Raw genomic sequence first — 16,334 nt, 5'->3', positions numbered from 1 at the left:
CTTTTTATAAAAATGTATATTAATACAATTCCCATAGTAACACATTTATAACTATTTTAAAAATAAATTTTATATGTATATAATTTAAAAGCCTTACAAGACATAGAAAAATGGAAAACAGAGATGAACTTATTGAAAAAGCAATAGAAGTTACAAATAATTAAACTACAAAAAGTAGAAGAACATGTTGTATAAACAGAACATATTCTTCTACTTATATTTATGTATTTTACAAAGTTATTATCTTACTAAATAAGAAAGTTATACAGTTACATTATTTACGCCCTTTTCTTCCCAATTAGCTATTTCCTTTAACCTATCAATTATAGGAAGATGTTGTGTACATTCGCTTTCACATTGACCACACTCTATACAATCAGCAGCCTTACCTTGACTATTCATACTGTAGTTCCAACATTCAAGACCATAAATTTCATCTATCATTTGCTCATCACTTTTTTTGAACATTTGTTTTTCATTATATAAAAGCATATATGCTGGAGTGTTTATGTCTTGAGGACATACTTTACAATATCCACATCCACTGCAAGTAGCATTCATATGCTCACCTAATTTATTTTTTATGTTTTCTATATCTTCATCACTATAAACTTCATTTTCATCAGCTATGTTACAAGCATGATCTATATCAGAAAAACTACCAAATCCTATTAGAGAAATAGTTATCTGAGGGCTACCTATATTAAATCTTAAAGCAGCATCTATAGCTGTTTCATTTTCTTTTGCTAAGAAAGACAGTGAATCTTTATGTTGAGGGATAGCTCCACCATTTAACGGATTCATTGCTACAACACCATAGTTTTTATTGTATGCATATTCTACACCTTTCCATCTGTAAGGGAAGTTCAATAAATTTATTCCCATAGTAACACCTTCGAACTTATTGTCATCTAGTACTTGTAAAACTTCATCACCTGGTTGATGAGAAGAGAATACTATATGATCGATTAGACCTTCTTCTTTACATTTTAATAAACCTTCATATTGTCCACCTGGCTTCATGGCAAGGTTGTAATGTTCCATTTTTCTAATGCACCACACATGATAGAAATCTATTTTATCTACTCCTAAAGTTTCAAGTGATTTTTTTACAGAAGCTACTGTTTTTTCTACAGTATCACAAACAGTTGGTCTACCTTTTGTAGAAACATAAAAATCAGTTTTTCCTTCTTTTTTTAGTTGTCTAAAGGCTACACCTAAAATTTCTTCACTTCTGCCATCACAGTAACCAGGAGCTGTATCAAAGTAGTTTATACCTTTGTCATAGGCATAAGTTACTAACTTCGCATTTTCTTCATTACTTTTGCTTAAATCAAATCTTAATCCGCCAAACCCTACCACGGAAACCGTTTTACCAGTTTTGCCATACTCAACATATCTCATTTTAATATTTCCCCTTTTGAATTAATATATATATAATGTTTTACTAATAATAGACAAATATTTCTTTGTCTTAGTATATTATAGGTAATAGCTAGTAAATGGGTCAAGTATAGTTATTTATTATTGTCTAGTAAAATCTAAAAATCTAGTTACTAAAAATTTTAATTTTCCAAAATACCCTTCAACTAACATACTGTATTGGGTATCGATAATTATTAATTGGAGTACTTAAGTGTGCTAGGTATGGCTATAAGTTAATAAAGTTCTATTTTTACCTATGCGTGAAGATTTTTAGAAGGAAGATAAGAAAAGGGATGCAAGTAGGTTCACCTTATTGCATCCCTTATTTACTAGTTTTATTAAACCTAAGTCTACATGTTTTATATAAACTCTCTTAGCCACTGCTTAGTATTATCATCAGCAAAAGTTGAATCTACACTAACTAAGTACAGATTTTTATAATCTTCTTCACTTATTTCAAAAACACTGTCCACATTATTAAACTCACTAGTCAAATTAATATTAGAAACTGTTCTATTATCAGTATTTAAAGTAACTTTTAATCCATCTTTATAAAACTTATAAAAAGGATGGTCTTCATAAGAACTTACTGCCTTAGTCTGCACATTACTAGTTGGACACATTTCTAAAACTATGTTATTATTTTTGACGATGTCATATGCTTCCTTTACATCTCTTATACCTATACCATGACCAATTCTCTCAGCTTTTAATATTTCTACTGCCTCTAATACATTTACTCCACTTGCAGCTTCTCCTGCATGTATTGTAACTCTATATCCGTATTCTCTAGCTAAATCAATGGCTTCTTTAAACTCTATTGCAAATCCTTCATTTTCAGCACCACATAAGTCTATAGCTACAACACCTTTATTTAAAAATTTCTTTCCTTCTTCTACCACATATATTGCATCATCTAAAGTCATAGTTCTCATACAGCCTAATATAAGATTAGCCTTTATAGGGTATTTCTCTTCGGCTTCTTTGATTCCATCTATTATACTTTCTATTATTTCACTTACACTAAGTCCATTCAAAGTGTGAAGCAATGGTGCGAATCTTATTTCCATGTATTTTAAATTTTCACTACTAGCATCTTCTAACAATTCAAAAGTTATTCTTCTCAAACTTTCTTTGCTTTGCATAACTCTATTTGGTAAATCAAATCTTTTTAAATATTCTACAAGAGAATCACAATTAAAAGGTACCTTTACGATGTTTTCTATTTCTGGTAATTCATGTGATGGAATTTCTATATTTTCTTCTTTTGCAATATCTATTATTGTTTGTGGTCTAACACTTCCATCTAAATGACAATGTAATTCTATTTTGGGTAATTTTTTTAGCATATTGTATCATCTCCTTATTATTTATAAATTTTTGTATAAAAAAAATTTCTGATTGCAAAGAATGCTTACTAAATTAAAGTAAGCATTCTTCGTAATCAGAAATTATTGGTTTCTGGTAGAGACCCTCAAGCCATATTATTGAGGTTATACGAAATATATATTTCTACTAAGTATATTATTTTTCAAAAACTATGTCAATATATTTTTTGACACTTACAAAAGAACCCTATTTAAAGTGATTTAGTTAACTTTTCTAACTATACAGATAAAGTTTTTTCTGTTTTGCTGGATATGGTACTTATGTCTAACAAAACTTAGTATTATAATTTGGAGAAATATTCTTGTAAGAAATAAGTTAAAAGTAATAGGAGTATAGGAATCGAACATTATTTCAATTCATTGCTTGTTAAATTGTGTAATTATCAGTAGATTTAGATTATAATAAGAATATAAAATAGAAACTTAAAACACAGGGGGATTATGGTGAAAAACAAAATATTATTTTTGATTTTTTTAGTTTTTATAATATCTTTGGTTGGCTGTAAAAAATCTACTGATTCTTGGTATGGTAAAATGGATAATATTAAATATACTAATGAAAAGTTTGGATTTTCAATGGAGACACCAAAAGATTGGACTGCACAAGAAGACATAGACGAAGCTAATTTTGATAATGATGGGAATACTAATTTAGAGAACTTAGATGAATGTTGCATACTTTCAATGGCTGCACCTTCAAGTAATGAAGCAGTTAAAGTTAATGAAAAGACGCTTATATTAGAAGGTTTAAATATAAGAGCAGTTAAAACAAAGAAAAGTTTAGAAGAATATGCAAATGATATATATAAAACAGAACTTGAATGTAAAATTGAAAATGAAGTATATGATAAAGTTATAGGAGACAAGCGAGTGAAAGTTATAGAAAATGACTATCAAATATATTATATAACTGAGTCGGAAGACAGGACTTTGGTATTTTATTCTTGTTATTCAGATAAATCAAAAGATAAAGTTTTAAAATCATTTGAATCATTAAAATTTTATTAATTTGTTTTCATATAAGAATGCCTAAGTTATGAGTTTTTAACTATAATAGAAAAACAGGTTACTTTACTAAGTGATAATTATATAAAAAGATGGTATCTTATACCTAAGTCATGTAAAAAATAAGGGGAAGACAGATGAAGTTTAAATACGATATACATATACACACAAAAGAAATCAGTCCTTGCGGGCGTCTTAGTATAGAAGAAATAATAGACAAATACATAGAAGAGGGTTACTCAGGACTAGTTCTTACAGACCATTTTAGAAAAGGCTATTTTAGAAAGTGCAAAAGAGAAGATTGGAAAGAAAAAACTAAGGAATTTTTCTATAGCTATGATAAAGGGATGGAATACTGTAAAGATAAAGATTTTTACATAGGTCTAGGAATGGAAATTAGTTTTAACAACGATACAAATGATTTTTTAGTATTCGGATTGGAAAAAGAAGATTATTTAGAAAATGAGTGGATGATAGAAATGGGATTAAAGGATTTTTATAATAAATTCAAGGATAAGGCAATTATTATTCAAGCCCACCCTCATAGACAAAAAGGAAGTAAATTAGAGGATATAAACTATTTGCATGGCATTGAAATATATAACCAAAACCCAAGACACAACAATAATAATGATTTGACAAAGGCTGTTTATGAAGAAAATCCAAGTCTTATAGCTACAGGTGGTAGTGATGTACATCAAGAAGAGGATTTATGTAGAACAGGCATTTATACAAATAAAAAAATCACATCAGATGAACAAATACTTAACATATTAAGAAATAAAGAATTTAAAATTATCGAAAAAAATTAGATTAAAACTAATAATAACTTATCTAGATCATCTGTAAATATAAAATAGCTACTTATTACAAAAACGGAGTATTGCCTTAGTGTGATATAATAGATAAGATTACTATGACGAGAAGAAAGAGATGACAAAATGACAAAAACAAACTTTAAAGATTATAAATTAAGCAATGAAATATTAAAATCACTAGAAATGTTAAATTTCAAAAATCCAACAAAAGTTCAAGAACAAGTTATACCAGTAGCCCTACAAAATAAAGATATCCTTGTGAAATCACAAACAGGAAGTGGAAAGACAGCAACTTTTGGAATACCGCTATGTGAGTTAGTTGATTGGGAAGAAAATAAGCCCCAAGCATTAGTTCTAGCACCAACGAGGGAACTAGCAATACAAGTAAAAGACGATATATTTAATATAGGTAGATTTAAAAGAATAAAAGCTTGTGCACTTTATGGAAAGTCTTCATTTGCTGTTCAAGAAAAAGAACTTAAGCAAAAGACTCATATAGTAGTTGGAACTCCAGGAAGAACAATTGACCATATAAAAGAAGGAAGTTTTGTTACAGATAATATTAAATGTCTTGTTATAGATGAAGCTGATGAGATGCTTAGTTTAGGATTTATTGAACAAATAGAAGAAATAATAGAAGCACTACCTAATGAGCGTGTTACCATGTTATTTTCTGCAACATTGCCAGAAGATATAGATGATTTATCAAAAAGATATTTGAAAAATCCTACTAAAATAGAAATAGAAGCTAAAACTTTAACAGTTGATAGAATAGTTCAAGTAGCTTATAAAGTAGAAGAAAATGCAAAAATAAATTTATTAAAAGATGTTACAATAGTTGAAAATCCAGATAGTTGTGTGATTTTTGCCAACACTCAAAAGAAAGTAGAAATGATTTATAATGAATTAACAGATTTAAAATATCCATGTGACAAAATACATGGAGGTATGGAACAAGATGACAGAATAAAAGTAATGTCTAATTTTAAAAAAGGATATTTCAGATATTTAATAGCTACAGATGTGGCAGCTAGAGGTATAGACATAGAAAATATAACTCACGTAATAAACTTTGACATACCAGTTCTTAGAGAAAACTATGTTCATAGAATAGGAAGAACAGGTCGTGCAGGTAAAGAGGGTAGAGCAATCACCTTTGTAACTAAAGCTGATGACAGACGTGTATCTGAAATTAATTCATATACAGGAAGAGAATTAGTTTTAAGACAAGAAACGCCAAGTAGAAAATCTGTGAAAAAATTAAAAGCTGAATTTGAAAGAAAATTAAGCGAGAAACCTGAAGTTAAAATGAGTAAAGGTGCAAGTATGAGTTGTGAGATAATGAGACTTCACATAAATGCAGGGAAAAAGACAAAGATGAGACCAGTTGATATAGTTGGAACACTTTGTAGTATAGAAGGAATGACAGCAGAAGATATAGGCGTTATAAATGTGCAGGATGTATCTACCTTTGTGGAAGTTTTAAATAACAAAGGCGAAATGGTACTTAAAACATTACAAACTAAAAACATCAAGGGAAGACCTCGTAAGGTTACTATGGTTGAGATGTAAGATAGCCCATTGGATTTTAAAGATTTAATAAAAAAATATCTCAGGCTATTTTTAACCTGAGATATTTTTTACGTTCTTTTAACTATCTAACAACTAAAGCTTTTTTTCCAACTTTATTGTAAATTGATTCGAATTTAGTTTTACTTACACTGTATTTACCCTTTGCAGGATCTGTTATGTAAAAATTATCATCATCCACACCAGTAACTGTCATGACATGAAGGTTTTTATTTACCCATATTTGGTCTTTAGTATTTTCATACCAGTAACCCATTTGAGGAGTAACTAAATTAAGAGACATCCAAATAACTGATGGGTTTCCAGCTCTAAGCTCTTTTTCTATAGTTTTTACAGATGCACCTGTTATATTTTCACTATTTGGTCTATACTTTTTAGCTGAACTTACTAAAGCTTCTGGATATATGGTTTGGAAAATACCAGGTTCATTTTTAAAAGGACTTCCTACAAATCCAAGAGAAGGATTTTTATTTGGTGATTTTTTCATTTCTTTGGCTATAGTAGTTTTTGAAACATTCACACCTTTAAACTGTAACAACGGAGCAAGAGAAGTCGCCTCACATCCAAGAGGTAAATCAGGATATTGGCTTATATATGGTACATTTAATATTACACTTTTAGTATTACTTAAATATTCACTGTTAACATAAGCAGTTTTCCCATTATAAGTGAACTTGCTCCAACCTTTACTTGTTGAAATGACATTTATTTTAGTATTTCTCTTAAGTTTTCCTAAAATTTTATACTTAGTTCCAGCTCCACTTCTTACATTTAAACTACTTGTATTTACATATTTTGTAGTACTTGCGTTAATCAAATATTTACTACTAACATAAGCAGTTTTCTTATTATAAGTAAATTTACTCCATCCTTTGCTTTCTGAAATAACACTTATTTTAGTGTCTTTGGTAAGCTTTCCTAGAACTTTATATTTAGTTCCAGCCCCGCTTCTCACATTTAAACTATTTGTATTGACTACTTTTAAGGTAGCAGCAAAAGTAAGTTTTTTATGAAAAACACTACTTATTAGTACCATGGATATTATTGTAGGTATTAGAATTATTTTTTGTAAATTACTTTTTAACATTATAAATTTTCTCCCCCATAATTATATTACTTGCACATTATAACATGGGGGGAAGTCTATGTAAATTTACAGTAAAGAAGACTAAATATTTTTTAATGTCTATGGGAAGTGTCTTGACAAATTATGTAGAAATTATGATATAATTATTGCATTACTTTTAATTATAAGAATAAAATTATTCTTATCTATAAAACTTTATAGTTATAACTAGTAATACAAAAGGAGAAAGAGGTTTTAAATGAGAAATAAGTCTTTTAATACATTTATATTAACTATTTTATTAGTAATATGTACATCTTTAAGCAGTGTAGCAAATGGATTAAATAATACAGGTGACATACCTGGTATAATTGCACAATCAGCAATAGTTATGGATATGGATACAGGAGAAGTTATTGCATCAAAAGATGCAAAGATTCAAAGGCCTGTGGCAAGTACAATAAAACTATTAACATCATTAGTTTTTGCAGAAAATACTTCTAAGGGAGAAGCCATACCATTTACACAAGAATCACTAAAAACTACTCAAACAGCACTTAATAACTTGAAAAGAATAAATGAGGGTGACAAAATTTCAAGTGATGATCTTATGAAAGCTGTTATGGTTTATTCTGCTAATGATGCTGCATATTTAATGGCAGACTCTGTGGCAGGAAATTACAAGGATTTTGTGAAAATGATGAATGATAAAGCCAAGTCCCTTGGCTTAGAAGACACAAAAGTAGTAAATCCATGTGGTCTAGAAGCGAATGCAGTAGATCCAGACAATAAAGAAATTAATATGTCAACAGCTTACGATATAGCAGTAATAGCAAAAGAAGCTTACAAAAACCAATGGATTAGGGAAACAATATCAGACCAAAGTCCAAATATAACAATTAATATAGAAGGAGAAGCTGTACCAATTAAATTAAGAAACAAAATCCTTGGTCAATATGGTAATGTAGGTGGAAAAACAGGCAATGAATCTCAAGCTGGTCATTGTTTTGTTGGTTTCTTCCAAAGAGAAGGTAGAAATCTAGTTACTGTAGCTCTTAATTCTGATTATGGAATAGATGGCACAAATGTATTTAATGATACAAAAACTATTGTTGATTATGGTTTTGCTGCTGAAAAACAAGTATTTAAAAAAGCTGGAGAAGAAATTGGCACAATTGAACTTCAATACAGAAAGTACGGTATTATTGGACCTAAAAAGAATATAACAGTTCCAGTTATAGCAACAGAAGATGTTATGTATTATAAAAATGATATTAACGATGAAAATGCCAAAATAGAATACAATAATGAAAATAAAAGTGCCTGGAAGCTTGCAAATAAAGAGATAGAATTAAACTTTACTCTACCTAATTATTCATCAAAAGTAAGTGGGAAAGTGGATTTAAATAAATTTGATTTACTTAAAATTTACTCAGGATCATATATTATATTTATAGTAATAGCTTTAATAGTGATCTTTGTAGTAGCCTATTGTATTAGGTTAAGAAATTTAAGAAGAAAAAGAATGAGAAGAAGAAATAGACATAATAAAAAGAGAAGATAATTATATTATTGTAAAATTTAATAACTATACAAAAAAGGAGTGCCTAAGCATTCCTTTTTTAATTTGGAAGGAATTTTTATCATAATATAAATATACTAGTACTATTATTTTTTAAGGGGGGAGAGAACTTATGAATGATATATTTGGATATAAAATTTCAGATTCAATATATTCTCAGATGAAAATCATAGAAACTCCTAGATTTATATTTAGACCTTTTGAGATTTCTGATGCAGAGGATGTATATGAATATCTTAGTAAGGAAATTGTAGTTAAATATTTACCTTTCAATGCTCACAGAGATATAAATAGTAGTAAAAGGTTTATACAGTCTTATTTCATAAATAATTATAAAAAAGGAAAAATAGGAAACCATGCTATTTATTATAAAAAAGATTATAAGGTAATAGGAAATGTGGGGTTTAATAATGTTAATCCTAAATCAAAAGAGGGGGAATTGGGTATTTGTATAAACCCTAAATATTGGGGAAATGATTTTTCTACAGAGCTGGCTTTGGTTACTATAATATCAAGTTTTGAGTTTTCTAAAGTGGATAAATTGGTGGTTCTTATATACGAAGAAAATAAATATAGCACTAGTTGTGTTGAAAAGCTAAACTTCACATATATAAAAACTTATAAGCCAAAACAGAATCTTCTATTTTGTCTTAGATATGAACTAAATAGGGATGAATATCTAAATATGAAAAAAACTTTTTTACCTAATTTTATAAATAACTTATACAAAAGTGAAAGTGAAAAAAGTGAAAAAATTAAAAAAAGCAGTGATAGAAATAAAAGTAAAAAGAGAAGAAAAAAATAAATGATAATATGAAGACCTATTAATGTAAGATATCCATACATATATTATTTATTTTCTAATGTTGGTTACAATATATTTTGGTGCTATATCTGGAGTAGGTTCTGGAATGTTGTACAGAAGAGGATTTACTTATGGAGGAACAGATACACTGGCAAAAATTCTTCAAAAAACAGTTTTTAAATATGCAACTCTAGCAGAGTTGTTAATGGTTATAAATGGATTGACTATTGTTGCTTCTTACTTTGTATTATGTGGAAAAGTGGTATTATACGAAATAATAAATCATGTTGTATGTACAAAACTACTTGATTATGTAGCTTGTAAATGGGACTATCTTTTTAAGAATAATTTAAAAGGTGAGTTAAGTAACTTATTAAAAATGACATTAGTTTCAGAGAGAGTAAATAGTTAAAGATGTTTAAATCAAGATTTAGACATTTCTAAAACAATATTAGATCATAAATAATAAAGAAAAAGCTATAAATTATAGATATGAGTAATCTATTTTTTATAGCTTTTTCTTTGATTGTTTAAATAAAATATAAAGTGGTATTTATTAATAAACTTATAAAAGAAAAAATGCGTTATAAAAATGTAGCGCATTTTAAAATATGTTAAAACTACCACAAAAATTGGTATAATATACATATACCAAAAAAGGAGGAACATCATGATCTCAAAAGAAATAGCAACTAGAGTGCTTGAAAAATGCCTAATCACAGGTGGGGATTTTGCAGAAATCTTTGAAGAAGACTGTATAAATAACAACCTAAGTCTTATAGATAGTAAAATAGAAAATGTCCTAGGGGGAAGAACTTACGGAATAGGAATAAGAATTTTCAAAGGATTCAACAGCGTTTACGCATATACAAATGACAACTCACTTCAGTCCATGTTAGACACTGCTTACAAAGCAGCTTTAGCTTTAGGTCGTGCAGGGCAAGAAAAAGTTATAGTACTAAACAACTGTAAAAGAACTACTGACATAAATCCAATAAAATTAAATCCAAATAGTGTAGATTATCAACATAAAATAAATGTAATTAAAAAAGCATACAAAAGTGCAAAAGGTTTCAACTCTGACATATCACAAGTAAGTGTAAACTACTTAGACAAAGAGCAAAATGTACTAATTGCCAACACTGAAGGATTATACACAGAAGACAAAAGAGTAAGAACTAGACTTTCCATAACTTCAGTAGCATCAAAAGGAAATGAAAATCAAACAGGACATGAAGGACCTGGAGCATGCAAAGGCTTTGAATTGTTTGAAGATATAGATCCAGAGTATTATGGAAAAGAAGCTTCAAGAGTGGCATACACTATGCTAAATGCGAAAAACTGTCCTGCAGGTCAAATGACTGTTGCCATAGACAATGGATTTGGAGGAGTTATCTTCCACGAAGCTTGTGGACACTCACTTGAAGCAACATCAGTTGCCAAGGGTAACTCAGTATTTACTGATAAAATAGATCAGCAGATTGCATCTAGCAAAGTTACTGCCATAGATGATGGAACTCTACCAAATCACTGGGGATCTGCCAACATAGATGATGAAGGAACTCCAACTCAGAAAAATGTCCTAATAGAAAATGGAATTTTAAAATCATACATGGTAGATAAATTAAATGGACGAAGAATGAAGACTGCACCTACTGGAAGTTCTCGTAGACAAAGCTACAAATTTGCTCCAACTTCTAGAATGACAAACACATTTATAGCAGCAGGAACAGATAAAACAGAAGATATTATTAAATCTATAGACAATGGTCTTTATGCTAAAAAAATGGGTGGAGGTTCTGTAAACCCTGTAACTGGAGAGTTTAACTTTGCTGTAGCAGAAGGATATTTAGTTAAAAATGGTGAGATAAAAGAAGCAGTAAGAGGAGCCAGCCTTATAGGTAAGGGTAGTGAAGTTCTTATGAATATAGATATGGTTGGTGACAACTTAGCTCAGGCTCAAGGAATGTGCGGTTCAGTTTCTGGCTCTATTCCAACAAATGTAGGTCAGCCTATGATAAGAGTGAAAGAGATAACTGTTGGTGGAAGGAGTGAAGAGTAGATGGAATTTTTACAATTTAAGAACTTGTTATTTGAAAAAGCAAAAATTACAGGATTTGATGAGTGCGAGATTTATTTTAGTGATGGTGAAAGCATAAGCATCTCTGTTTATGAAGGAGAAGTGGAAAAGTATAATTTAGCCAAGTCTTTTGGACTTTCTTTTAGAGGGAAAATCAATAATAAAATGGGCTACTCTTATACTGAAATATTAGATGAAGCTGCTATAGATATGTTAGTTAATAGTGCTAAAAGCAGTGCAAACCTAATTGAAAACGATGATGAAACTTTTATTTATGTGGGAGATAAAACATATAGTGAAGTAAAAACTTATTCTAAGGAACTTGAAGATATAGATCCAGGTAAAATGATAGATTTAGCATTAGACTTAGAAAAAGAAGCTAAAAACTACTCAGAGAAAGTTGTAAATATAAATGGTTGTAAAATTTCTTATTCTTCATCAAACTACGGAATTTACAATACTAAAGGTTTAGAACTAAATAATAAAGGTAATATCCTAACGTCTTATGTGGTGCCAGTAGTGCAAGATGAAAGTGGAAAAAATGATGGTGTGGGCTATGTGGTAGCATCTTCTTTAGATGAAGTTAAACCAAGAGAAATGGCAGCTCAAGGTGTGGAGGAAGCCTTATCAAAATTAGGTGGAAAAAGCATTCCATCAGGAAACTACAAAACAATTATATACAACGAAGCAATGGTACAGTTATTAGAAACATTCGCAGGAACTTTTAGTGGAGATGCAGCACAAAAAGGTCTTTCACTTTTAAAAGGAAAAGAAGGGCAAATGATAGCTTCACCAATTGTTACTATAGTTGATGATCCACTAATGGAGGGTGGTCTTGCATCAGCGCCTTTCGACGATGAAAGTGTGGCAACTTTTACAAAGGAATTAGTTTATGAAGGAAAATTAAATACATTACTTCATAATTTGAAAACAGCTCATAAACAAGGTGTAAAATCTACTGGAAACGGGTTCAAAGCTTCTTATGCTTCATCTGTTAGCGTCAGTGAAAGCAATTTATATCTTAGAAAAGGTGAAAAATCTTTTGAAAATTTAATGAGTGATATCGGTGAAGGTGTGATTATAACAGATTTAGCAGGGCTTCATTCAGGAGCAAACACTGTAAGTGGAGATTTCTCTCTTGCAGCAAAAGGATTCTATGTGGAAAATGGTAAGAAGACTTTCCCAGTGGAGCAAATTACACTAGCTGGAAATTACTTTGATTTACTTAAAAACATAGTTGATTTAGGAAATGATTTAAAATTCCCTATGAGTAATGTTGGTTCACCATCAGTAATAGTTACAGGACTTTCTATAGCAGGAAAATAATAAATATAGAAAGGATAAATTATGGGAAAATCAAGGTTAGATAAACAAGATAATAAAATCATATTAATTACAGTAATTATAGGTATAATACTAGAATTTTTTATGGAAAATGGGATGAATATAGCAATATTAGGTGGATTTATATTTTTAAATCATAAATATGCAGCCACTACAAAGAATTTAAAGGAATATTCTTATTATAAATTTAGTGATGAAAAAGCATTTAATAAAGGTAAAAAAAGATTTGCACTATTATTAGATATATATTCGTTAATTAGGATAATATCATTAATTATAATGCCTAAATATCATTTAATGATTGTTGAATTATTAGCAATAACAGTTATCGTATATCCTCCATATGAAAAATATCTAGAAAAAAAGTATGTAATAGATAAAGGTATTTATATTACTAAGAATTAAAGAAAGCATAGGGAATAAAATAGGGGAAATATTATATATGAGTATAAAGTTATGACATCTAAAAGGAGATTACAGATGAAAAAAATATACTTTAATGGAAATATAATAACAGTAGACAAAAATGAATCTGTTTTTGAAGCAATCTTAATTGAAGATGATAAAATTAAAGCTGTTGGAAATGATGAGGAAATTTTAGCCTTAGAAAAAGACATTGAAAAAATTGATTTAGAGAAGAAAACAGTTTTACCAGGATTTATTGATCCTCATGGTCATATAGTTGCCATGCCACAAACATTAATGATAGTAATGTTAGGAGATGTAAACTCTAAAGAAGAGTTATTAGAAAGATTAAGAAAAGAATTAAAAGAAAATCCTGTAGAAGAGGGTAAATGGCTAATAGGATTTGGATACGATAATTCTAAGTTTGAAGGTGGATTACATCCAACTAAATTTGACTTAGATACTGTTAGCAAAGATATACCAATAAGTATTTCTCATGCATCAGGACATTTAGCGGCTGTAAATTCAAAAGCTCTAGAACTTTACGGATACAGTGGAGATGATTATATAGTACCAGAAGGTGGAGTTGTAAGAACTGTTTCACCAGATTTAAAAGAAGCAAATGGTGTTTTAGAAGAAAATGCTATACTTGATAGTGAAAAGAAAAAAATAATACCAAGTCCAGGCTTTGAAGATGTATTAAAATCTGTAGTTAAAGCTCAAAAACTTTATGCATCATTAGGAATTACTACTACTCAAGATGCATCTGTAGAAGAGTCTAATCATTATAACGATATTTTAGAAACTTGTGCTAAAAATAACATGCTATTTTTAGATATAGTAGGTTTAGCTACTCAACCTTCAACTAAAAACTTAATGAAAAATGAAAAAACTCCAAAGAGAGAATACTTTAATCACTATAAATTAGGTGGAGGTAAGACTTGCTTAGATGGCTCACCACAAGGATTTACTGCTTGGTTAAGCAAGCCTTACTATGTAGTTCCAGATGGAAGAACAGCTGACTACTGTGGATATGGAACTCAAAGTGATGAAGTTTTAACTAGCTATTTTGTTGATTGTATAGAAATGAATATTCAAGTTAATGTTCATACAAATGGAGATGAAGCTTGTGACCAATTCTTAAGATGCTACGAAAAAGCTGTAGAAATAACAGGACATGGAAGAGAATTAAGACCAGTTATGGTTCACTGTCAAGCTCTAAGATATGACCAATTAGATAGAGTTAAAGCATTAAATGCAATACCTACATTCTTCAACGATCATGTTAGGTTCTGGGGAGATTTACATTACAATAAAGTATTTGGACCTGAAAGAGCTCAAAACATATCGCCAATTGGATGGGCATTAGAAAAAGATATAAAATTTACACTACATCAAGATTCACCAGTGAAGGTTCCAAATCAAATATTGGCTATACATAATGCTGTTAATAGAAAAACTGAATCTGGAAGGGTCTTAGGTGAACACCAAAGAATTTCAGTAATGGAAGCTATAAAAGCAGTTACAATAAATGGGGCTTATCAATATTTTGAAGAAAACACTAAAGGATCTTTAGAAGTTGGTAAACTAGCCGATATGATAATAGTTGATAAAAACCCACTGGAAATACCAGTAGAAGAACTAGAAACTATAAAAGTTTTAGAAACAATTAAAGAAGGAAAGCAAATATTTGCCATATAAAAAATTAAGCTCACTGTAAGATAATGCAGTGAGCTTAATTTTTTGTTATTTATATTGACATAAAGAAGGGAAACTGATTTAATTATACTTATTAAAATACTTTTTAAAACTATTTTAATAAGTATAATTAAAGGTGGTAAAATTAAATGGCAAATTCAGAAACTATAAAAAGTATAAATATTAAAACAGTTTGTAATATACTGAAGGAAAACGAATCCATAAGTAAAACAGATATAGCTAAATATACAGGATTAAGTTTTCCAACTGTAAGTACAGTAATAGAATATTTAATTGAAAAAAATGAAGTTATTGAAGCTGGTATGAAAAATTCTCTTGGGGGAAGATGTGCGAAAAAGTATAGTTTAAATCCCATGTATGCAGTTTCATTGATATTATATTTAGAAGGAAATAAGATTAATTGGATAGTAAATGATTTTCGTAAAAATAAAATAGATAATGGATGTGTTGATTCAAAAAATAGAATACTGGAAGAAATGGATAATGTAGTATCATTAGTAAAATCACGATATACTCAATTGGCAAGTATAATGATTGGAGTGGCAGGTACTGTTAAAGATGGTAAAATTGTATCTTTTATAGAATATAAAGAGTTACAAGGAGTAGATCTAATTGATTATTTTATAAAAAAATATAATGTTCCTGTAAATGTGGAAAATGATATGAATGTTGCTGTCAAAGGATACTGGGAAAGACATGATACAAATAATAAAGAAGCAGTAGTTAATATATATATGGGTTACAATGGAATAGGTTCTAGTATGGTTTTAGAAGGAAATGTATGGAAAGGTACATGTAACTTTGCTGGAGAATTACACTATCTTCCTATATGTGATGACAATTTGAAATATGCTACAAGTGGTTTTAATGGAGTTAATATTGTTGAATATTATGGAAAAATAATTCAATCATATATAGTTTTAGTAAATCCAAATTTGATTGTTCTATATAATAATCCATACATTGCTGATAAATTAGATGAAATAAAAAATTACTGTACACTTTTAATTCCAAAAGAAGTAATGCCAAAGCTTATTATTTCAGATGAATTTATAAATGATTATGAATATGGGTTAATAAAAATGGCTAACGATTTAATAGATTGAT

General features: G+C 29.2%; 14 protein-coding genes and 1 riboswitch. Of the genes, 11 read left to right on the top strand and 3 right to left on the bottom strand.

Annotated elements, in window-relative coordinates; translation table 11 throughout:
- Positions 1-261: 261 nt before the first annotated feature.
- Both K0039_RS00975 and add read right to left on the bottom strand, forming a co-directional pair.
- Positions 262-1,404, bottom strand: a complete 1,143-nt coding sequence (locus K0039_RS00975; RefSeq protein WP_228103196.1) for an aldo/keto reductase — start codon at positions 1,402-1,404, stop codon at positions 262-264.
- 380 nt (positions 1,405-1,784) lie between these two features.
- Positions 1,785-2,774: an adenosine deaminase gene (gene add / locus K0039_RS00970; protein WP_228103195.1), complete on the bottom strand. Its 990-nt coding sequence runs from the start codon at positions 2,772-2,774 to the stop codon at positions 1,785-1,787.
- A 72-nt stretch (positions 2,775-2,846) separates the two neighbouring features.
- A riboswitch (purine riboswitch) is annotated at positions 2,847-2,946 on the bottom strand.
- Positions 2,947-3,257: 311 nt separating this feature from the next.
- Here add and K0039_RS00965 point away from each other — a divergent pair.
- The 3 genes from K0039_RS00965 (at position 3,258) to K0039_RS00955 (ending at position 6,208) form a co-directional block, all read left to right on the top strand.
- A complete protein-coding gene (locus K0039_RS00965; RefSeq protein WP_228103194.1) occupies positions 3,258-3,821 on the top strand; it encodes a cytochrome P450 family protein in 564 nt (187 codons plus the stop codon).
- Between the two features lie 134 nt (positions 3,822-3,955).
- Positions 3,956-4,630, top strand: coding sequence for a PHP domain-containing protein (locus K0039_RS00960; protein WP_228103193.1), 675 nt, complete (start codon positions 3,956-3,958; stop codon positions 4,628-4,630).
- A 129-nt stretch (positions 4,631-4,759) separates the two neighbouring features.
- Positions 4,760-6,208 carry a DEAD/DEAH box helicase gene (locus tag K0039_RS00955; RefSeq protein ID WP_228103192.1) on the top strand — a complete coding sequence of 483 codons (1,449 nt, stop codon included), beginning with the start codon at positions 4,760-4,762 and terminating at the stop codon, positions 6,206-6,208.
- Positions 6,209-6,290: 82 nt separating this feature from the next.
- Here the strand turns inward: K0039_RS00955 and K0039_RS00950 are convergent, their stop codons facing one another.
- Positions 6,291-7,313, bottom strand: a complete 1,023-nt coding sequence (locus K0039_RS00950; RefSeq protein WP_228103191.1) for a C39 family peptidase — start codon at positions 7,311-7,313, stop codon at positions 6,291-6,293.
- Between the two features lie 238 nt (positions 7,314-7,551).
- Between K0039_RS00950 and K0039_RS00945 the strand changes: the two genes are divergently transcribed.
- The 8 genes from K0039_RS00945 to K0039_RS00910 all read left to right on the top strand — a co-directional run bounded on the left by K0039_RS00945 (position 7,552) and on the right by K0039_RS00910 (position 16,333).
- Positions 7,552-8,856, top strand: coding sequence for a D-alanyl-D-alanine carboxypeptidase family protein (locus K0039_RS00945; RefSeq protein ID WP_228103190.1), 1,305 nt, complete (start codon positions 7,552-7,554; stop codon positions 8,854-8,856).
- 130 nt (positions 8,857-8,986) lie between these two features.
- Positions 8,987-9,679, top strand: a complete 693-nt coding sequence (locus K0039_RS00940) for a GNAT family N-acetyltransferase (protein ID WP_228103189.1) — start codon at positions 8,987-8,989, stop codon at positions 9,677-9,679.
- A gap of 58 nt (positions 9,680-9,737) precedes the next feature.
- A complete protein-coding gene (locus tag K0039_RS00935; protein WP_228103188.1) occupies positions 9,738-10,091 on the top strand; it encodes a YitT family protein in 354 nt (117 codons plus the stop codon).
- Between the two features lie 258 nt (positions 10,092-10,349).
- On the top strand, positions 10,350-11,741 hold the full coding sequence (locus K0039_RS00930; RefSeq protein ID WP_228103187.1) for a TldD/PmbA family protein: 1,392 nt from the start codon (positions 10,350-10,352) through the stop codon (positions 11,739-11,741).
- Positions 11,742-13,085, top strand: coding sequence for a TldD/PmbA family protein (locus tag K0039_RS00925; RefSeq protein ID WP_228103186.1), 1,344 nt, complete (start codon positions 11,742-11,744; stop codon positions 13,083-13,085). It abuts the gene before it with no gap.
- A gap of 21 nt (positions 13,086-13,106) precedes the next feature.
- Entirely contained in the window at positions 13,107-13,508 is a 402-nt protein-coding gene (locus K0039_RS00920; protein ID WP_228103185.1) for a hypothetical protein, read from the top strand.
- A 75-nt stretch (positions 13,509-13,583) separates the two neighbouring features.
- Entirely contained in the window at positions 13,584-15,209 is a 1,626-nt protein-coding gene (locus K0039_RS00915; protein WP_228103184.1) for an amidohydrolase, read from the top strand.
- A 146-nt stretch (positions 15,210-15,355) separates the two neighbouring features.
- A complete protein-coding gene (locus K0039_RS00910; protein WP_228103183.1) occupies positions 15,356-16,333 on the top strand; it encodes an ROK family transcriptional regulator in 978 nt (325 codons plus the stop codon).
- The last annotated feature ends 1 nt before the right edge of the window (position 16,334 follow it).

Source organism: Terrisporobacter mayombei (genome assembly GCF_020748465.1).
GTDB lineage: Bacteria > Bacillota > Clostridia > Peptostreptococcales > Peptostreptococcaceae > Terrisporobacter > Terrisporobacter mayombei.
The sequence above is the reverse complement of the archived record's forward strand: the minus strand, read 5'-3'. Positions and strand labels throughout refer to the sequence as shown.

Bases quoted from the DNA above. Each gene is read 5' to 3' on its own strand.
- K0039_RS00975 (WP_228103196.1), bottom strand. From the start codon at position 1,404: ATGAGATATGTTGAGTATGGCAAAACTGGTAAAACGGTTTCCGTGGTA.
- add (WP_228103195.1), bottom strand. From the start codon at position 2,774: ATGCTAAAAAAATTACCCAAAATAGAATTACATTGTCATTTAGATGGA.
- K0039_RS00960 (WP_228103193.1), top strand. From the start codon at position 3,956: ATGAAGTTTAAATACGATATACATATACACACAAAAGAAATCAGTCCT.
- K0039_RS00955 (WP_228103192.1), top strand. From the start codon at position 4,760: ATGACAAAAACAAACTTTAAAGATTATAAATTAAGCAATGAAATATTA.
- K0039_RS00950 (WP_228103191.1), bottom strand. From the start codon at position 7,313: ATGTTAAAAAGTAATTTACAAAAAATAATTCTAATACCTACAATAATA.
- K0039_RS00945 (WP_228103190.1), top strand. From the start codon at position 7,552: ATGAGAAATAAGTCTTTTAATACATTTATATTAACTATTTTATTAGTA.
- K0039_RS00940 (WP_228103189.1), top strand. From the start codon at position 8,987: ATGAATGATATATTTGGATATAAAATTTCAGATTCAATATATTCTCAG.
- K0039_RS00935 (WP_228103188.1), top strand. From the start codon at position 9,738: ATGTTGGTTACAATATATTTTGGTGCTATATCTGGAGTAGGTTCTGGA.
- K0039_RS00930 (WP_228103187.1), top strand. From the start codon at position 10,350: ATGATCTCAAAAGAAATAGCAACTAGAGTGCTTGAAAAATGCCTAATC.
- K0039_RS00925 (WP_228103186.1), top strand. From the start codon at position 11,742: ATGGAATTTTTACAATTTAAGAACTTGTTATTTGAAAAAGCAAAAATT.
- K0039_RS00920 (WP_228103185.1), top strand. From the start codon at position 13,107: ATGGGAAAATCAAGGTTAGATAAACAAGATAATAAAATCATATTAATT.
- K0039_RS00915 (WP_228103184.1), top strand. From the start codon at position 13,584: ATGAAAAAAATATACTTTAATGGAAATATAATAACAGTAGACAAAAAT.
- K0039_RS00910 (WP_228103183.1), top strand. From the start codon at position 15,356: ATGGCAAATTCAGAAACTATAAAAAGTATAAATATTAAAACAGTTTGT.